This window comes from Paraburkholderia fungorum, from assembly GCF_003610895.1.
GTDB classification, from domain to species: Bacteria; Pseudomonadota; Gammaproteobacteria; order Burkholderiales; family Burkholderiaceae; genus Paraburkholderia; species Paraburkholderia fungorum_B.
Window position 1 is genome coordinate 224,972 of record NZ_MCAS01000001.1, and the last position, 16,612, is coordinate 241,583.

General features: G+C 62.4%; 11 protein-coding genes. 8 read left to right on the forward strand and 3 right to left on the reverse strand.

Translation table 11 applies throughout. From position 1 onward, the window contains the following. Window positions 1–3 precede the first annotated feature (3 nt). Together BCY88_RS00930 and BCY88_RS00935 are read left to right on the forward strand one after the other, a co-directional pair. The gene (locus BCY88_RS00930; protein WP_259461180.1) at window positions 4–2,244 is read left to right on the forward strand and encodes an acetate--CoA ligase family protein; all 2,241 of its coding nucleotides are present in this window, start codon (window positions 4–6) and stop codon (window positions 2,242–2,244) included. 99 nt (window positions 2,245–2,343) lie between these two features. After that, window positions 2,344–3,738, forward strand: a complete 1,395-nt coding sequence (locus BCY88_RS00935) for an MFS transporter (protein ID WP_120342757.1) — start codon at window positions 2,344–2,346, stop codon at window positions 3,736–3,738. On the opposite strand, the gene BCY88_RS39745 is transcribed toward BCY88_RS00935, so the two are convergent. Continuing rightward, the gene (locus BCY88_RS39745; RefSeq protein ID WP_183081233.1) at window positions 3,732–3,902 is read right to left on the reverse strand and encodes a hypothetical protein; all 171 of its coding nucleotides are present in this window, start codon (window positions 3,900–3,902) and stop codon (window positions 3,732–3,734) included. The two genes, BCY88_RS00935 and BCY88_RS39745, sit on opposite strands and share 7 nt — an antisense overlap. Here BCY88_RS39745 and BCY88_RS00940 point away from each other — a divergent pair. Both BCY88_RS00940 and BCY88_RS00945 read left to right on the forward strand, forming a co-directional pair. Beyond that, on the forward strand, window positions 3,901–4,707 hold the full coding sequence (locus tag BCY88_RS00940) for an alpha/beta fold hydrolase (RefSeq protein WP_120342397.1): 807 nt from the start codon (window positions 3,901–3,903) through the stop codon (window positions 4,705–4,707). The genes BCY88_RS39745 and BCY88_RS00940 overlap by 2 nt on opposite strands. Window positions 4,708–5,115: 408 nt before the next feature. Further along, window positions 5,116–5,343 carry a hypothetical protein gene (locus BCY88_RS00945; protein WP_120342398.1) on the forward strand — a complete coding sequence of 76 codons (228 nt, stop codon included), beginning with the start codon at window positions 5,116–5,118 and terminating at the stop codon, window positions 5,341–5,343. Window positions 5,344–5,501: 158 nt separating this feature from the next. Here the strand turns inward: BCY88_RS00945 and BCY88_RS00950 are convergent, their stop codons facing one another. Continuing rightward, a complete protein-coding gene (locus BCY88_RS00950; protein ID WP_120342399.1) occupies window positions 5,502–7,730 on the reverse strand; it encodes an NADP-dependent isocitrate dehydrogenase in 2,229 nt (742 codons plus the stop codon). Window positions 7,731–8,140: 410 nt separating this feature from the next. Between BCY88_RS00950 and BCY88_RS00955 the strand changes: the two genes are divergently transcribed. Continuing rightward, complete coding sequence (locus BCY88_RS00955) at window positions 8,141–10,330, forward strand: TonB-dependent siderophore receptor (protein ID WP_120342758.1); 2,190 nt, start codon at window positions 8,141–8,143, stop codon at window positions 10,328–10,330. A 3-nt stretch (window positions 10,331–10,333) separates the two neighbouring features. Here BCY88_RS00955 and BCY88_RS00960 read toward each other — a convergent pair whose 3' ends face one another. Next, window positions 10,334–11,266 carry a LysR family transcriptional regulator gene (locus BCY88_RS00960; protein ID WP_120342400.1) on the reverse strand — a complete coding sequence of 311 codons (933 nt, stop codon included), beginning with the start codon at window positions 11,264–11,266 and terminating at the stop codon, window positions 10,334–10,336. Window positions 11,267–11,394: 128 nt separating this feature from the next. Here BCY88_RS00960 and BCY88_RS00965 point away from each other — a divergent pair, with 128 nt between their 5' ends. The 3 genes from BCY88_RS00965 (at window position 11,395) to BCY88_RS00980 (ending at window position 16,612) form a co-directional block, all read left to right on the forward strand. Continuing rightward, window positions 11,395–12,996, forward strand: coding sequence for an MFS transporter (locus BCY88_RS00965; RefSeq protein WP_120342401.1), 1,602 nt, complete (start codon window positions 11,395–11,397; stop codon window positions 12,994–12,996). A gap of 620 nt (window positions 12,997–13,616) precedes the next feature. Continuing rightward, on the forward strand, window positions 13,617–15,080 hold the full coding sequence (locus tag BCY88_RS00975; RefSeq protein WP_120342402.1) for an MFS transporter: 1,464 nt from the start codon (window positions 13,617–13,619) through the stop codon (window positions 15,078–15,080). Further along, on the forward strand, window positions 15,077–16,612 hold the full coding sequence (locus BCY88_RS00980) for an FGGY family carbohydrate kinase (RefSeq protein ID WP_120342403.1): 1,536 nt from the start codon (window positions 15,077–15,079) through the stop codon (window positions 16,610–16,612). Before BCY88_RS00975 ends, BCY88_RS00980 begins: the two co-directional genes overlap by 4 nt.

Consider the following 16,612-nt stretch of genomic DNA (forward strand, 5'->3'; position numbering starts at 1 on the left):
GCCATGAACAAAGTCATGAACCCAGCCGTGCACGCCGCAGATACGCTCGACATTCAACGGCTCGTCGAGCCGCGCTCGATCGCGATCATCGGCGCCTCGAACGATCCGAAGTCGATCAGCGGCCAGCCCATGCGCTTTCTGATGCAGCACGGTTATCAGGGGGCGCTGTACCCGGTGAATCCGAAGTATGCGCAGATCGACGGCGTAGCGTGCCACGCCAGCATCGCCGCATTGCCCGCTGCGCCCGATCTCGCGCTGATCCTCGTCGCGGCGCGCCGCGTGCCCGGCATGCTGCGCCAATGTGGCGAAAAAGGAATCCGCTTCGCGATCATCTACAGTTCCGGATTCGCTGAAGCGGGCGAAGCCGGCGCTGCCTTACAACGCGAATGCGCGGAAGTCGCGAAAGCGTTCGGCATCCGCGTGATCGGCCCGAACTGCCAGGGCCTGGTTAGCACCGGCGCGGGCGTCTACGCCGGATTCGGCGCACCGTTCGGTGTCGATTACCGGCGCGGCGGCCTGTCGTTGATTTCGCAAAGCGGCGGGTTCGGCTGCGCGCTGCTGCTGATGGCCGACGAACTCGGCATCGGCTTGCGGCATTTCATCACCACCGGCAATGAGGCCGACGTCAGCCTGCTCGATCTGGTCGATGCCTGTATCGCCGACCCGCAGACGTCGCTGATCGCCGCGTATATCGAAGGCCTGAAAGATGCGCGGCGTCTCGTCGACGTTGCCAACCGCGCGCTCGATGCCGGCAAACCGCTGCTCGCATGGAAAGTCGGCAACACCGCTGACGGCGCCAAGGCGGCCGCGTCGCACACGGCGAATCTGGGCGGCGCCTCAGCGCTCTATCGCACGGCATTCCGCCAGACCGGCGTAATCGAAGTCACCGATGTCGCCGACCTCGGCGACTACGCCCGCGCGTTCGAAGCCAAACGTCTGCCGCGCGGCAACCGGATCGCGGTCGTCACGCTCTCGGGCGGCGCCGGCATTCTGATTACCGATGCCTGCGCTGAACGTGGCATGTCCGTGCCCCCGTTGTCGGCCGCGACGCTCGAGCGGCTCAAACCCATCGTGCCCGCGTTTGCTTCGCTGAACAATCCGGTCGATCTCACGGCGGGCATCCTCGCCGAGCCGAAGATTTTTGCCGACGCGCTGCAGATCATTGCCGACGATCCGGACATCGATTCCATCGCGATCATGGCCGCTGCGGCGAGCGGCGACGTCGCCCGCGCGATGGCCGAGGCGATCGTGCGTGTCTACGACGCCACGGCCAAGCCGATGATGCTCGCCTGGAACGCACGCCGCGACATGGCGCGTGAAGCTTACGAGATGATCGAAGCGCACGGCGTGCCGCTGTACGCCACCCCCGTGCGTTGCGGACGCGCGTTCGCGGCCTTGTCGGACTATGCCCAGGCACAGCGAAAGCGTGCCGCGGCACGCCGCGCCGAACCGCTCGCGCAGGCGCGCTACGAGGTCGAACACGCGCGCGCGCTGCTGGCTGCCGGCCAGGGCGACCTGACCGAACACACGTCGCAGGCGCTGCTGCGCGACTACGGCATCGAGACGCCGAAGAGCGGGCTCGCCCATCACCGCGACGAGGCATGCGCGATCGCGCGGTCGATCGGCTTTCCGCTCGTGATCAAGGTGCAATCGCCAGACATTGCGCACAAGACGGAAGCCGGCGCCGTGCGGGTCGGCATTCGCGATGAAGCCACGCTTGCCGACGCCTTCGACGAAATCGTCACCAATGCGCGCCGCCATGTACCTCACGCGAGAATCGAAGGCGTGCTGGTGCAGGAAGAAATCCGCGACGCGTTTGAGATGATCGTCGGCATCGAGAACGATGCGTCGTTTGGGCCGGCTGTGATGTGCGGCCTCGGCGGAATCTATGCCGAAGTGCTGAAGGACGTGACGTTCCGGCTCGCACCCGTCACGCACGCCGACGCTCACGCGATGATCCGCGAACTGCGCGCCTTCGCGATGCTCGATGGCGCGCGCGGCAAACCGCCGGGCGACATCGAGGCGCTCGTCGAAACGATCGTCGCGCTCTCGGCCATGGCGCTCGACCAGCAGGCGCACCTGAAGGAACTGGATATCAATCCGCTCTTCGTGCTGCCTGCCGGCAAGGGCGTGCGGGCCGGCGACGCCTTGGCGCGCTGCCTGCCGCGCGCGGGCGCCGCGCATCGTGCGGCCGACGGCACGCACGAAAGCGAGCATTGCGCGGCGAGCGTCGTGGACGGATAGTGACGCGGTGCCGGACCGCTTTGAGATCGGACGTCGCCGGCTTGCCTCACAACACGCACGGCGACGCTCACCGCAGTGGGTATTCTTCGCGAGACCATCATGCACGGCTATTCGCATTCAGGCACAACGACTCCCGGCGACATCACCCCGGCCGAAGTCGAACGCACTTATCGCAAGATCTTTTTCCGGCTGATCCCGTTGCTGTTTCTCTGCTACGTAATCAGCTATATCGACCGCGTCAACATCAGCTTCGCCAAGCTGCAGTTCATGCACGACCTCGGCTTCTCGGAGTCGACCTACGGGCTGGGCGCGGGGCTTTTCTTCATCGGCTACGTACTGTTCGAAGTCCCGAGCAATCTGTGGATGCAGCGCGTCGGCGCACGCCGCACGCTGTTGCGCATCATGTTCGCGTGGGGACTGGTGTCGAGTCTGATGATGTTCGTACGCACGCCGACGCAGTTCTACGCCATGCGTTTTCTGCTCGGCGTGACCGAAGCGGGTTTCTTCCCCGGCATCATCTTTTATCTGAGCTGCTGGTTTCCTGGCGCGCGGCGCGCACGCGTGACCGCATTCCTGATGATGGCCACGGCGGTGGCGGGCATTGTCGGCGGCCCGATGTCCGGATTCATCATGACGCGGCTGGCGGGTGTCGGCGGCTTGCCGGGCTGGCAGTGGCTATTCCTTCTGGAAGGCGTGCCTGCCGTGACGCTCGGCATCGCCGCGTTCCTCATGCTCGGCGATAAACCGGACGACGTGAACTGGCTCGACGCGCGCGAAAAGGCGCTGGTGTCGCGCGAACTCGCCGCCGATGAGAAGACCAAACAAAGCGGTCATCTCGACGGACTGCGCGGCGCGCTCGCCAACCCACGCGTGTATTTCGCGGCGCTCGTCTATTTCGCGGTGATGATGCCCTTCAACGCGATCGGCTTCTGGGCGCCAACTGTCATTCGCGACATGGGCGTCGCGAACGTGCTCGACGTCGGGCTATTGTCGGCGCTCGTTTTTATTGCGGCGGCACTCGGCACCTATGTGGTCGGCGCCAGTTCCGACCGGACCATGGAGCGGCGCTGGCACATCGCCGCGAGCGCCTGCGTGACTGCACTCGCGTTCGCGCTCCTGCCCGCCGCCGGCCATAACGTCGCGCTCGGTGTCGGCTTGCTGGCACTGGCGGCGGCTGCGTCCTACGGCGCCTTTGTGGTGTTCTGGACGATTCCGCAGACCTTCTTGCCGCGTTCATCGGCGGCGGGCGGTATTGCGATGATCACAAGCCTCGGCGGCACCGGCGGCTTCGTGAGTCCGGCGTTCGTCGGTTGGGTCAAGACGCAGACCGGCAGCGCGCAGTTCGGACTGATTGGATTGGCCGTGGTGCTGCTGGCCGGGGTTGTGTTGATGCTCGTGGTGTTTCCCGCGCCGGGCAGGGGCGTTTCGAACGCCACGTCGGCAGGTAATTCGAATGCGTCGGCACAGCACGGACTCGGGCAGACGAATCATTGAAATACGTGGCGGTTGCGGTTGCGGTTGCGGTGACCTGATGCGCCGTTCGAGCGCGAGAATTCGTAGCCCGGTTGATTTTCTGGTGACGGCGCGGGCAACCTGATGGATCCTTGGGTTGCCACGCTCATCTGGCTCACCAGGCTCACCAGGACAACACCGCTCATGGAATTCCACGACGACGATCTCACCCATTTCGAAGCCCACGGTGCGGCCCCGCTGCCCGCTTCGAGCGATCAAGGCTACGTCGAGCACGAAGGGGCGCGAATCTGGTACGCGTCATACGGAACCGGCACGCCGGTCATCCTGCTGCACGGCGGTCTGGGGCATAGCGGCAACTGGGGCTATCAGGTGCCGGCGCTGGTCGGCTCCGGGCACCGCGTGGTCGTGATCGACAGCCGCGGCCACGGCCGCAGCACCCGCGACGCGCGTCCCTATAAGTATGAGCTGATGGCCTCCGACGTTCTGGCCGTGATGGACACGTTGCAGCTCGAGCGCGCCGCGATGGCAGGTTGGAGCGACGGCGCCTGCATCGCGATGGTGTTGGGTCACCACGCCCCCGAGCGGGTTGCGGGCGTGTTCTTCTTCGGTTGCAACATGGATCCGGGCGGGACCAAAGAATTCGTGCCGACGCCGCTTATCGACCGGTGTTTCGCGCGGCATGCCAAAGACTATGCGCAGCTCTCGGCCACGCCCGGCGACTTCGACGCATTCGTTGGCGCGGTCAGCGAAATGATGAGAACCGAGCCGAACTATTCCGCCCACGATCTGGCGAGGATTCGCGTGCCGGTTGCGATCGTCCAGAGCGAACACGACGAGTTCATCAAGCCGGAGCACGCCGACTACCTTGCCCGCAGTATTCCCGGCGCGGCGTTGCTTCTCCTGCCGGGCGTGAGTCATTTCGCTCCGCTGCAACGGCTGGCGCAATTCAACAGCGCCCTGCTCGGGTTTCTGAGGCAGATTCTTCCCTGAACGGAGCGATTCACCCGCCGCGTTTCGCCGTGCCGCGAACGCACGGCGCCCCACTATTTGGCCAGGACGCCAAAATTTCACGATGTGGCATGAGTCCTTGCTTCGTAAAAAATCGTGGTGCGTGGCACAAATTCGCCATTTCGCAATGTCGCCCCACGTTGCACATCGTAAAATGAAAGACGCAAGTCTTTATTTTTAAACAATATTTTTTGATCGAGCGAACCGTCTAACAGCCCCTTGCGCCGTGACTTGCTGACGTAGACTCTTTTACAAGAGCCGACGCTTCATAGGACGCAGCGAAAAGGGTGCAGTGAAAGACGGGACGAAGCGCAGTCGCAGCGAGTCCCCCGCCCCTACCTGAAGCCGCCACGGCACAGCGGTTTTTAATTGGCAATTGGGAGACTAAAAATGAAAGGCTTTCGCTTTGGATCGACCCAGGGAGCGTTCTACATTTTGCCGGCCCAGGATGGTTGGGAGGCAACCTACGGCAACGAGACGCTTGGTGAATTTTCCTGCCCGGAACAGGCTGCCGATGAAGTCGCACGCGGCCTGAGCTGCCCGCAACTCACGGAAGTCGACACATCGACGCTCGAAATTCCTGAAAAGCTCAGCGAATGGGAAATCGTTCACGTGTGAAGGCTGGCATGACCGATTCCGTACGCGTAGAAACGACGATGGCGCTCCTAAGGAGCGCCATCGTCTTGTTTGCGGCTTATTTCCGTGCTTGCTTCGGTACTTCGAACGGCAGTCTCAGCACCTCATGCAACGCCGCATGCAGAACCTCGATCAGAACCTCAAGCGAGCGCGTCCACGATCTTGTTCAGCGTGGCGCTCGGGCGCATGGCCTTGCTCGTCAGTTCGACATTCGGACGGTAGTAACCGCCGATATCCACCGGCTTGCCTTGCGCCGCACCCAGCTCCTCGATGATCTTCGCTTCGTTGTCGGCCATCGCCTTGGCCACGCCGGCGAACTGCGCCTGCAACGCGGCATCTTCGGTTTGCGCGGCAAGCGCTTCAGCCCAGTACATGGCCAGGTAGAAGTGGCTGCCGCGGTTGTCGATACCGCCAATCTTGCGCGCCGGCGACTTGTCGTTGTCGAGGAACTTGCCGGTTGCCTGATCCAGCGTCTTTGCCAGAACCTGCGCCTTCGGGTTGTGATACGCGCCGCTCAGGTGTTCGAGCGAAGCCGCCAACGCGAGGAATTCGCCGAGCGAATCCCAACGCAGGAAGCCTTCTTCAACCAGTTGCTGAACGTGCTTCGGCGCCGAACCACCCGCGCCGGTTTCGAACATGCCGCCGCCGGCCATCAGCGGAACGATCGACAGCATCTTCGCGCTGGTGCCCAGTTCCATGATCGGGAACAGGTCGGTCAGGTAGTCGCGCAGCACGTTGCCGGTAACCGAAATCGTGTCCTTGCCGGCGCGGATGCGTTCGATCGAGAACTTCGTTGCTTCAACCGGCGTCATCACGCGGATATCCAGACCGTTGGTGTCGTGGTCCTTCAGGTATTGCTCGACCTTCTTGATGATCTGCGCGTCGTGCGCGCGCGCTGCGTCCAGCCAGAAAATAGCCGGCGTGCCGGTGGCGCGGGCGCGGTTCACCGCGAGCTTGACCCAGTCCTGAACCGGAGCGTCTTTGGTCTGGCACATGCGCCAGACGTCGCCGGCTTCAACCGGTTGCTCGATCAGCACCTTACCTTCCGCGTCGGTCACGCGAACCACACCGCTCGCCGGAATCTGGAACGTCTTGTCGTGTGAACCGTATTCTTCAGCGGCTTGCGCCATCAGGCCGACGTTCGGCACCGTGCCCATGGTGACCGGGTCGAAGGCGCCGTTCTTCTTGCAGTCTTCAATCACCGCCTGGTAGACGCCGGCGTAGCAACGGTCCGGAATCACAGCCTTGGCGTCGTGCAGCGCGCCGTCCGCGCCCCACATCTTGCCCGACTCGCGAATCATGGCCGGCATGGACGCGTCGACGATCACGTCGCTCGGCACGTGCAGGCTGGTGATGCCCTTGTCCGAGTTGACCATGGCCAGTTGCGGGCGTTGCGCGTACTGCGCCTTGATGTCGGCTTCAATCGCTTCGCGCGTTTGCTCCGGCAGGTCCTTCAGGCGCGCGTACAGGTCGCCGATACCGTTGTTCGGGTTGAAACCCGCTTGCGCCAGCGCGTCGGCGTGCTTGGTCAGCACGTCTTTGTAGAACACCGAAACCACGTGACCGAAGATGATCGGATCCGACACCTTCATCATGGTCGCCTTCAGGTGCACCGAAAACAGCACGCCCTTCGCCTTCGCGTCGGCGATTTCCGCTTCGATGAAGCTGCGCAGCGCGTTCCTGGAGAGCACCGAAGCGTCGATGATCTCGCCGGCTTGCACGGCCGTCTTTTCTTTCAGGACTTTGGTCGAGCCGTCGGCGGTGGTCAGTTCGATCTTCACCGCGCCGGCTGCTGCGATCAGCGCCGATTTTTCGCTGCCGTAGAAGTCGCCGCCGCTCATGTGCGCCACGTGCGACTTCGAGTCCGCGCTCCACTTGCCCATCTTGTGCGGATGCTTGCGTGCGTAATTCTTGACCGACAACGGCGCGCGGCGATCCGAATTGCCTTCGCGCAGCACCGGGTTCACGGCGCTGCCCTTGATCTTGTCGTAGCGGGCCTTGACGTCTTTCTCTTCGTCGGTCTTCGCTTCGTCCGGATAGGACGGCAGCTTGAAGCCCTGATCGCGCAGTTCGGCAATCGCAGCCTTCAGTTGCGGCACCGAAGCGCTGATGTTCGGCAGCTTGACGATGTTCGCTTCCGGACGCGTGGTGAGTCCACCCAGTTCCGCCAGATCGTCGGAACCCTTCTGTTCCGCGGTCAGGTAGTCCGGAAATGCAGCGATGATCCGGCCGGCAAGCGAGATATCGCGCGTTTCAACGATCACGTCGGACGAGCGCGTGAACGCCTTGACGATCGGCAGCAGCGAATAAGTCGCCAGAGCAGGCGCTTCGTCGGTCAGGGTGTAGATGATCTTCGGCGATGTGGACATGTTTTGATGCTTTGCTAGGTGAAGTGGTAGACAGAGCGTTCGTGGCGCTGAGCCCGCGAGTTGCGACGAAGCAGCAAAAACGCAGCGCGACCCACGGCACTACTTTTTACGGCTCGACCGTGAGTATATGCGTGTTTTCCTCTACTCGCTGCTAAACAAACATATTGCCGAACCGCCGCGAACGGGGTCGAGTCCCGCCAGATAAGGCTTACAGCCATTTGCCCTATGTCTTAAGACAGATGTCTTATAGATGACCTGAGATGAAAGCATATTGTTAATGCGAATCAGATGCATTACCATTCGTGCGAAATCGAAGCCTGAACTACCTGTTTACTCACCATCCGCATCGAGCGATGCCGTTTCGCACATCTTTGGTGCGCGACGGTGCCGCGCTGCCTAACTCGAACAATATGCAGAATCTCTTTGTCGTCAGCCGCCCCGCGCGGCCAACGTTGATGCGCGGCCACCGCCGTGCACCGTCTCTACTCAGCGCGGGGCTGTTCGTCAGCGTCGGTCTGTCGTTGTCCACGCTTTCGTCATCCGGATGGGCGCAGGCCGCGGCAAGCGACGCCGCCGCCACGCTGCCGGCCGTGAGCGTCTCGGCCACGAAAGACGCGAGCGTGGAGCAGGCCGACACCGTCGGCGCCGGCGCCCTGGGCAGGCGCAAGGCAGTGGATACGCCGTTTTCGACCCGCACCGTGACGAGCGAGGAAGGCAAGGATCTGTTCGCGACAACCTCGAACGATCTGTTCAAGTACGACCCGGCCGTGTCGGTCAGCAACGACAATGCGCTCGGCGAAAACTCGATGTTCCAGGTGCGCGGCATGCCGATCGACACGCTGAACAGCATCAAGGTGGACGGCCAGACGTTCCCGTCCTGGGACACCGACCTGCCGCTCGAACCGTTCGAGCAGGTGGAATTGCTCAAGGGCCTGTCCGGCTTCATGTATGGCTTCGGCTCGCCGGGCGGCATCGTCAACTTCGTGCTGAAACGGCCGACTGACGACCCGTATCGCAGCGTGTCGGTCGGCTACCGGTCGGCCGGCGTATTCACCGAGGCGATCGATCTGGGCGGCCGCTTCGGCAACGACAACCGTTTCGGCTATCGCCTGAACCTCGTCAACGAGGACGGCAATACCGCCGAGCAGAACGGCCATATTCGCCGCCAGGTCGCCTCGCTCGCGCTGGATTTCCGCATCACGCCGGACCTGACCTGGACGGTCGACGCCTTCTATCAGAAGCGCAAAACCAACGGCACGCTGTTCGGCATGGGCTTCGCGAGCGGTCTGGGGATTCCCGACGCGAGCACCGTCACCCATGCGCTGACGCAGCCGCAGAATTACTACCAGACCGAGATGGCCTCGTTCGGCACGGGCCTCGATTACCGCCTCTCGGAGAACTGGCATGCGAGCGTGAAGTACCGCTTTGCCAAGGAGAACCGCACCAACTCGGATAGCTTCCTGTTCGTCAACGACGCCGCGGGTAACTATTCGAACACGCTCTATGCGGCGCTGACGCGCTACTTCTATCAGAACGTCGACGCGATGGTGCAGGGCAAGTTCAACACCGGCAGCATCAAGCACGACGTCGTGGCCGGCGCGAGCTACCAGACGCAAACCGCCGAGTACAGCAACAGCACGGGTTGGAACAATGGCTATTTCCTCGGCACCGGCAATCTGTACAGCAGCACCTTGCTGACCAACGACGAAGTCAGCATCGGCTCGGAGCTCTATCGCCAACAACGCATCACGCAGGCCGCGTTGTACGCGAGCGATACCATGCAATTCACCTCGCGCCTGTCGGCACTGGTCGGCGTGCGGTACACGCAATTCCGCCAGCATCAGTACGATCCGTCGAGCGCCGTCACATCGCAGTACAGCGCGAATCCGGTCACGCCGACCTTCGCGCTGATGTTCAAAACCGACCCGTATTCGACGGTGTATGCGAGCTATGTCCAGTCACTCGAACAGGGCGGCGCCGCGTCGAACACCAACCTCAACTACCCGGCCACATACGGCCCGTTGAGAAGCAAGCAGTACGAAATCGGCTTCAAGACGGATCATGCCAGGTGGGGCGCCAACCTCGCGCTGTTCCGCGTCGACCAGGGCTACAACTACACGAATACGGCCAACATGTTCGTGCAGGACGGCACCAAGCGCTACACCGGCATCGACGCGAGCGGCTGGCTCGCGTTGACGAGCGAATGGCGCGTGATGGGCGGCATGATGTGGCTCGATACGAAGGCCGTCGATATCGACGACCCGAGCATCGAGGGCAAGCGCATTTATGGCGCACCGCGCTTCACGTTCACGGGCCGCGTGGAGTACAACCCGTCTTATCTGCGTCCGCTGACGCTGGCGTTCGGCGGCAAGTATGTCGGCAATCAGGCGGTCGACGCGGCCAATACGCAGTTCGTGCCGGCCTACACCACCTTCGATCTGAGCGGCCGGTATGAGACGAAGATCGCCGGCAAGGACGTGACGTTGCGCGCGGGGATCAACAACATGTTCAACCGCCGCTACTGGACCACGGCGTGGGGCTCCTTTGTCTCGCCTTCGCCGACGCGCACGGCCGTGGCAAGCGCGACGATGCAGTTCTAGGCACTATGTGCAGATCAGGGCGCCCTCGCCGGGTGCCCTGACCATGGCGGGAATCCCGGCCACCAGCGCATCGATCGCATAGCGCGTTTTCAAGGGCAGATAGCGGCTCTTCGGCCACACCACGTGGATGTCCTGCTGAGGCCGGAAACAGTTCTCCATGACCGCGACCAGTTGGCCCGTTTGCACATAGCGGGTCAGCAACCAGCACGGCAGCCACGCCAGACCAAAGCCTGCAATCGCAGCGTCCACGATTCCCTGCATGTCGTCAAAGCCGAGCTGCGGCTCGACTTGCGCACGGCGGATTTGCCCGTCGACATCCACCACGTCCCACGGTTGAATCACACCCGCGCACATATAGGCGATGATCGCGTGTCCGCGCAACTCGTCCACGTTACGGGGCTTGCCGCGTTGCGCGAGATAGGAAGGCGCCGCGCCGATGCTCGCGTATTGCACGCCTAGCCGGCGCGCCGCAAGACTCGCGCTATCGGGCAGCGGACCAATCCGCACGACCAGATCGAAGCCCTCCTCCACCACGTCCACGAAGCGGTCGCTGATCGAAATATCGACCTTCAGTTGCGGATGCCTGCGCGCGAGTTCGAGCAGAACCGGCGCCGCGCAGTGATGGCCGAAGGCCTGTGGCACGCTGACCCGCAGACGCCCTTTAGGTTCGCGCCGCCCTGAATCCAGATCGGCTTCGGCCGCCTCGAGTTCGGCCAATGCACGTACGCAGCGGTCGTAATACGCTTGTCCGTCTTCGGTGAGACTCTGGCTGCGCGTGGTGCGATTGAGCAGGCGCACGCCGAGGCGCTTTTCGAGCCGCACGATCACCTTGCCGACCGCCGAACGCGTCAGGTTCATGCGCTCTGCCGCCAAAGCAAAACTGCCGGTTTCGACGACACGCACGAACGTCGTCACGCCATCAAGAATGTCGCTCATACCCTCACCTTATTGGTTCCCCATAAGACACATTCACGGGACTAAACAGCGTCAATAGGGACAGGAATTCCCTTCTATATTACACACTCTCTGGTGGCCAAGGCCATCGACTATCGAGGTGAATTCCTATGTCCAGCGAACCGGCGCAAACGGCAACCCGCTTTTCCATCCGCAAGAACACCCTGGCGCTGGGCGCCGTGTGTCTTGCTTCACTGATGTTCGGCCTTGAAATTTCGAGCGTGCCGGTGATCCTGCCTACCCTGGAGCGTGTGCTGCACGGCGACTTCAAGGGTATGCAATGGATCATGAACGCGTACACGCTTGCGGTAACCACGGTACTGATGGCGACCGGCACGCTCGCGGACCGCTTCGGCCGCCGGCGGATTTTCGTCATTGGTATTGCGCTGTTTGGCCTGACTTCGCTAATTTGCGGCCTCGCGCAGAGCGTGCCGACACTGATTGTCGGGCGCCTGCTGCAAGGCGCGAGTGGCGGCGCGATGTTGATATGCCAGGTCGCCGTGCTCTCGCACCAGTTCAACGAGGGCCCCGAGCGCGCCAGGGCGTTCAGCGCGTGGGGCATCATTCTCGGCATCGGGCTGGGTTTTGGGCCGATCATTGGCGGCATGATCGTGGCGGTATCGGGCTGGCAATGGGTCTTCTGGGTGCATGCGTTGCTCGCCATCGTGACCCTGGCGCTGGTTTTCGGCGGCGTGCAGGAGTCGCGCGATCCGCATGCGCATACGCTCGACGTGGCCGGCATCGCCACACTGTCGCTGGCGGTTTTCGGTCTGGTGTACTTCATCACGCAGGGCCCCGGCCTCGGCTTCACGAGCCCTCGCGCGATATTCATTATCGTGGCGACGGTGCTTGCTTTCGTGGCATTCCTGTACGCGGAGCGATTCAGCGCACGTCCGATGTTCGATTTTTCAGTATTCAGGATTCCGCAGTTTTCAGGTGCCTTGATGGGCTCCGCGGGCATGAACTTCAGTTTCTGGCCCTTCATGATTTACATACCGATCTACTTCCAGATCGGACTTGGCTACGACAGCATGACTGCGGGGTTGGCGTTGCTTGCGTACACGCTGCCGACGCTGCTGTTTCCCCCGCTTGGCGAACGCCTCATATTGCGCTATGGCTCGGGAATCGCGATTCCTGGTGGCCTCTTCGTCATCGGCCTTGGTTTCATGTTGATGAAGTACGGCAGCAGCGTCGCGCATCCGGACGCACTGACGATGTTGCCTGGCTGCATACTCGCCGGCGCCGGTCTCGGCCTGACCAATACGCCGGTCACCAACACGACAACTGGTGCGGTTCCTGCGGAGCGAGCGGGCATGGCATCCGGTATTGACATGAGTGCACGGATGATTACGCTCGCGATCAACATTGCGTTGATGGGGGCGATCCTGATAGCCGGCATCCTGTTCCACCTGAAGGCGAGACTCCCCGCGACGATCGACGCCGGGCTGCTTGCACGACTCGCCGAGAAAATTGCCGCGGGCGATGTGGAAGCGGTCAGAGCGGGAATACCGGCGTTAGCGCAAATCGATCCCACGGGAGCGGCAATTCACGCGGCATTGATCGACGGCTTCGGCTGGGTGATGTTATATGGTGGCGTTGGCGTATGGGTGCTCGCGGCGCTCAGTTTCGTGATTTCAGGCAGCGCATCGCGGCACTTAAGAAATGTAGAAACCGCCCCGCCCCAACAAGTCGCCCACTGCGACTCGCGCTAAAACACCAACAAGAACGGGCCGCACAAGGCGGCCCGCGGGCGGCCCGAGCCCATCCGGGCGCATTTACTTAAATCACGACAATACTTCGCAACCCGAACAATCGGCGCAAAGGAAGTGCGCTTCGGCGCGCGCAGCGCCGCCGGAAGTATGACGGCCTTGTCACCAGAGCGGAATGTGCGAGAGCACAGATTCCAGATGCACCACTACCGTGACTGCGCGGGGGACCCGCTTATGAGCTGGCGGGGTGAGCCGCTTTCTTTGCTTATCTTTCTTTGCGGCGGCAAAGAAAGTAAGTGCCGCCCCGCACAGGGGCAACACTAATAGACCACGAACACAGCAAGGAAAGGCCAACGCCGTGGACTCACAAACAAAACCGACCAATAAGAAAACAAGAAAAAACCAAAGAAAAAGCCAAGAACAAGAACAGACCAACAAACAATTCCCTCATCACAACTCTTGACACTTTCCCCACCACATCATAAAGTCTGCCTGCAGATCTAGATAAGAGACTATCTGTAAGATGGTCTCTTGCGCGTAAACGGAACGCATCCGAATACGCACTCGCGATTTGCTCCGCGAACAGCACCGGCCTCTTACAGAAAAACTAAAGGAGACCGATTGTGCAGACGATCGCGATTAAGATTCGTGGCATTGACGATGTTATTTCATTCATCGATTCATGTTCAGGCATTCCCGGTAGAGCCGGCGTTATCTGGTGGCTCGCGCTCGGTGGCCTGTTTCTAGACGCATTCTCCAATTCCGCTTTGAGCGCGGGCCTCGGGCCCATGACGCGAGATCTCCATCTCGGCGCGCCTCAAATCGCGCTCATGACCTCGTTTGCGTCCTGGGTTGCCATCGCCTTTAACCCGATCGGCGGCTGGATGGCCGATCGCTGGGGGCGTATCCGTCCTTTGGTTCTCGCCAAACTGCTCGCGGTGATCGGCGCCGTGCTGGTCGTATTCGCACCTGGCTTCGAAGTCATTCTGGCAGGCCGTTTCTTTGTCGGCATGGCATATGGAATCGACTTCGCGATTGCCATGGCGATGCTCGCCGAGTTCACGCCCGTCAAGCTGAAGAGCCGCCTGAATGCCTGGCAGGGCATGTGGTACACCGCCGTCTGCTCCAACCTGCTGCTCGCCCTGCTCTTTCAATCGTGGCACGTGGGCGATTCGATCTGGCGTTATTCGGTAGCGGCAACGGCCTTGTTCGGCGCCGCGATCCTCGTGCTGCAACTGGTGTTTCTGGTCGAGAGTCCGATCTGGCTGGCGCGCAAGGAACGTCTCGTGGACGCCGCCGCCGCGATGAGCCGCATCTACGGGCGCACCTTCCGCGCCGCGCCTCTCGAAGAACGCGTGCCAGTGCTGAATCAGGCCACACGCGGGCTCGCCAACGTCGCCCTGATCTTTCGCGGCATCTATCTGCCACGCACGCTGCTCGCCGCCACCGTTCAGGTCGGCCAGTCGATTCAGTACTTCGCGATTGGCTGGTATCTGCCGTTGATCAGCGCGGCCCTGTTCGGCAAGGATTTCGTCTACGCCACACTCGGCGCATTGCTCTTCAACGTGTTCGGCATCTTCGGCGGTTTCATGTCGCCGGTCATCGGCAAACGATTCGGCTTGCGGCGCGCATCCGCATTCGGCTTCGCCGCGGTGTTCGTGATGCTGCTGGTACTCGGCCTGTTCGGCTCGAAAATGCCGCTGTGGCTCGCGGTCATCGTGCCCTCACTATTCATTCTGTTTCACTCTTCGGGACCTGGCGCAAACGGCAAGAGCCTGTCTTCGTTGTCGTTTCGCAGTGAGATTCGCGCGGGTGCCAATGGCGTGATCGGCGCATTAGGTTCGATCGGCGCCGCGCTGGGCCTGCTGGTGTTTCCGCTGTTCCGTGAGCACTACGGCCTCGACAGGACCTTCCTGATTCTGGCGATCGTTCCCCTGGTGGCGAGCGTGATCTGCTTCGTCATCAAGTGGGACCCGACGCGCACCACCGTCACCCCCGACAACGAACCCGATGCGCCGCAATTCAAAGGCGATACCAAGGACGCATCCGTATTCATGACCCCGGCAATCGAGAAATCCCAGCCATGATCAGCAATCGAAACGTTATTCTCGCAATCGACGAGGGGACGTCCGGCACGCGCGCGGCAGTCGTCGACGCCGACGGGCAGGTCTCCTGTCTGGCGTACCTGCCGCTCAGCGTCGACAGCCCGCGACCGGGCGTCGTCGAGCAGGACGCCAACGCCATCCTCGAGAAAACCATCGCGGTGTGTCGCGCGACGCTGGCACTCGCGGCGAACGAGCAGCTGAACGTGGTCGCATTGGCCATTGCAACGCAACGTGCCACCGCCGTGCTGTGGGACACCCACACCGGCCGCGCGCTGGTGCCCGCGATGGTCTGGCAGGACACGCGCCACGCAAGCGAACTGGACCAACTGGCCGCGAAGTGGGACAGCACGCTGATAGAACGCGTGGGGCGCCCTGCCGGCGTACGCTCGCCGTACCTGTGGGCAGCCCATCACCTGCAGAAGACGCCCTCCGTGATCCTCGCTCAGCGCGAGCGCCGCCTCGCGTTCGGCACGATCGACACGTGGCTGCTCTGGCATCTGTCGAACGAACGCGTGTGCGTGACGACGCCGACCAACGCGACCTCGGCGAGCGCGTATCTGCTTGCCGAGCACCGCTATTGCCTCGACTGGATCGACGCGCTTGGCTTCCCGCAATCGCTCCTGCCGGAGCTTCGTCAGGACGCCGATGAATTCGGCCGCACGCGCGCCGAACTGCTCGGCATCGACGTGCCGATTCTCGCTTGCGCCGGCGATCAGCTCGCGGGCGCCGTAGGGCTCGGTTGCCTCGATCGTGGCCAATCGATGTGCGTGCACGGTACCGGCAGCTTCGTCGATCTGCTGGTGGGCACGCAGGTCCCGCCGGTTACAGACACTTCGCACGACGGCACGCTGACGATGACCGCGCGCCGCCAGCACAACGTCTCGCACTATTCGCTCGAAACCTTCGTTGCGACCACCGGCTCGGCGCTGAACTGGATCTGCGAGAAATTGCACTGGTTCGACAATCCCGCGCAGATCAGCACCCTCGCCGCGACGGTTAACTCGGCGCGCGGCGTGACCTTCCTGCCCGCCTTGACCGGTTTGCGCGTGCCGCAATTGCAGCCCAAGGCGCGCGCCTCGCTCAGCGGCATTTCCATCGCCACGACGCAAGCGGAAATCGCCTACGCGATTCTCGAAGGCATCGCGCATTCGGTCGCGCTGTGCATCGACGCAAACCAGGCGATCGCCGACGTCGAAGCCTCCGAACTGGTGGTCGGCGGCGGTCTGTCGGGCAGCGACGTGCTATTGCAGATTCAGGCCGATCTGAGCGGCATGCCGGTGCGGCGCATGCATGAAAGCGATCGCGCAAGCCTGCGCGGCGCCGCGTTTCTCGCGGGCTCGTCGGGCCTGCTGTGGAATTCGCTGCAGCAGGCGCGCGCCACCGCCGTCACCGACGCGGTGTTCGAGCCGTCAGCGGATTCAGGCGCGCGCGCAAAGCGGCGCGCCTCCTGGCAGGCAAGGGTCGAGGCCGAACTCGCCCATGCCCGTGCATTTGATAATGGTTGTGGGGACTGA

What these genes read in the sequence shown, in the direction of transcription:
- BCY88_RS00930 (WP_259461180.1), top strand. Translation starts at nt 4, where the DNA reads ATGAACAAAGTCATGAACCCAGCCGTGCACGCCGCAGATACGCTCGAC.
- BCY88_RS00935 (WP_120342757.1), top strand. Translation starts at nt 2,344, where the DNA reads ATGCACGGCTATTCGCATTCAGGCACAACGACTCCCGGCGACATCACC.
- BCY88_RS00940 (WP_120342397.1), top strand. Translation starts at nt 3,901, where the DNA reads ATGGAATTCCACGACGACGATCTCACCCATTTCGAAGCCCACGGTGCG.
- BCY88_RS39745 (WP_183081233.1), bottom strand. Translation starts at nt 3,902, where the DNA reads ATGAGCGGTGTTGTCCTGGTGAGCCTGGTGAGCCAGATGAGCGTGGCA.
- BCY88_RS00945 (WP_120342398.1), top strand. Translation starts at nt 5,116, where the DNA reads ATGAAAGGCTTTCGCTTTGGATCGACCCAGGGAGCGTTCTACATTTTG.
- BCY88_RS00950 (WP_120342399.1), bottom strand. Translation starts at nt 7,730, where the DNA reads ATGTCCACATCGCCGAAGATCATCTACACCCTGACCGACGAAGCGCCT.
- BCY88_RS00955 (WP_120342758.1), top strand. Translation starts at nt 8,141, where the DNA reads ATGCAGAATCTCTTTGTCGTCAGCCGCCCCGCGCGGCCAACGTTGATG.
- BCY88_RS00960 (WP_120342400.1), bottom strand. Translation starts at nt 11,266, where the DNA reads ATGAGCGACATTCTTGATGGCGTGACGACGTTCGTGCGTGTCGTCGAA.
- BCY88_RS00965 (WP_120342401.1), top strand. Translation starts at nt 11,395, where the DNA reads ATGTCCAGCGAACCGGCGCAAACGGCAACCCGCTTTTCCATCCGCAAG.
- BCY88_RS00980 (WP_120342403.1), top strand. Translation starts at nt 15,077, where the DNA reads ATGATCAGCAATCGAAACGTTATTCTCGCAATCGACGAGGGGACGTCC.